A 1474-nucleotide genomic window follows, 5' to 3' on the forward strand; every position below is an offset into this window, starting at 1 on the left:
CTAGGAGCCCGTCCGAGTAACGGGTTCGCGTGTCGAGATTGGCATGGGGATTTCGACGGTCAGATGGTTTGCTGCGGGTTTAACTCCTGGCCTGTGCCAGTTTTAGGAGGTTATGGGCGGTGCAGATCATCGCCCATTCGCTCCGGACTTGATCGAGACCGCGGAGCAGGAACTGTCGGAAGCCTCTGGCCTGCTTGATTTGCCCGAACACGGGTTCGACCACCTGCTTTCTGAGGCGGTAGCGGCTACGGCGGCCAGCCCGCTTCAGGCGGGCAGCCATCGCGCTCATCAACGGCATCTTGGTCAGCCTCCGACGGCCGGCCGCGTCCGCCTCGCCATGACGCGCCCGGCCCGGAGCAAGGTAGCCCGTGATACCCCGCTCCTGGAGCGCAACGAGGTTCGCCTCGTTGGCAAAGCCGGCATCGCCCGAGACCTCCCGCGGCTTTCGCCCGAGATGGGCGCGGACCCCGTCCACAAGTGGCACGAGAGCGCGGTAGTCGGCCGAGTTGGTCACGAGGCGGTGCGCGAGGATCACCTGATGCGCGGCATCGACCGCGATCTGACCGTTGTAGCCCTGCACGAAGCCATCACGCGTAGGCAGGATCCGGCTGTCCGGGTCGGTGAAGTTGCGCTGCGCCCGGTCTGGCGGACCGCCATCTTCCCCGCGCAGTGGCCGACCCTGCCAACGCATGCCCGACGAGGCACCCGGCCCGTTCTCGTCCTCCGGATCGGGCGGGTCGGCCGCCTCCGCTTCCAGCGCGGCCTTGGCGGCGCGGATGGCTTCCAGCCGTCGCTGCTTATCGGCCATCCAGTCCGGCGTCTCGTCGCCGCGCCGGTCCACGCCGTGAGCCTGATCCTCGGCCGCGTCAGCCTCGCGCGCCCGTTCCAGCCACGCTTGGACCTCGGCGGCCAAGACGGGCTCGGCCGTCTTCATCCGCCCGTAGCTCATCGCTTTGTGGCGCGAGGCGTTGGCCTTCAGCTTGGTGCCATCCACCGCCACGTGAGCAAACTCGACCAAACCGGCCGCCCGACACAGCCGCAGCACCTGCACGAACAGGTCCGACAGGGCCACAAGGTGGCGCTTGCGGAAGTCGGCGATGGTGCGGAAGTCCGGGCGGTTCAGGCCGGTCACCGCCATGACATCGATCCGCTCCTCGCAGGCCCGGGCGAGCTGACGCGACGAGTACAGGCCGCGGCTGTAGCCGTAGAGAAGCAGGGCCACCATCATGCCGGGATGGTAGGGCGGGTATCCACGCTCCTCCGTGTAGGTGTCGAGAATGGCCGAGAGGTCGAGCGCCTCTCGCACCGTATCGCGGACGAAGTGCGCCATGTGCCCGGGTGGCACGAACTCGTGCAGCGAGGGCGGCAGCAGCCAACCCTGATCGACGTTCCAGGAGCGAAACACCTTGGCCATGAGCCGAGTGAATCACCCCCCAGCCTCGCCGTCGAGAGGATTACTCGGACAGGCTCCTAG

The 1474-nt window shown here is 67.4% G+C and carries 1 protein-coding gene; it reads right to left on the bottom strand.

Annotated features, from left to right (window positions below; genetic code table 11):
- Positions 1-79 precede the first annotated feature (79 nt).
- Positions 80-1414 (bottom strand): IS1182-like element ISMdi6 family transposase, encoded by a 1335-nt coding sequence (locus BY998_RS23810; RefSeq protein WP_110354158.1) that lies wholly within the window; start codon positions 1412-1414, stop codon positions 80-82.
- Positions 1415-1474: the final 60 nt, after the last annotated feature.

The sequence above is a fragment of the Methylobacterium sp. B4 genome (genome assembly GCF_003201865.1).
Classification (GTDB): Bacteria; Pseudomonadota; Alphaproteobacteria; order Rhizobiales; family Beijerinckiaceae; genus Methylobacterium.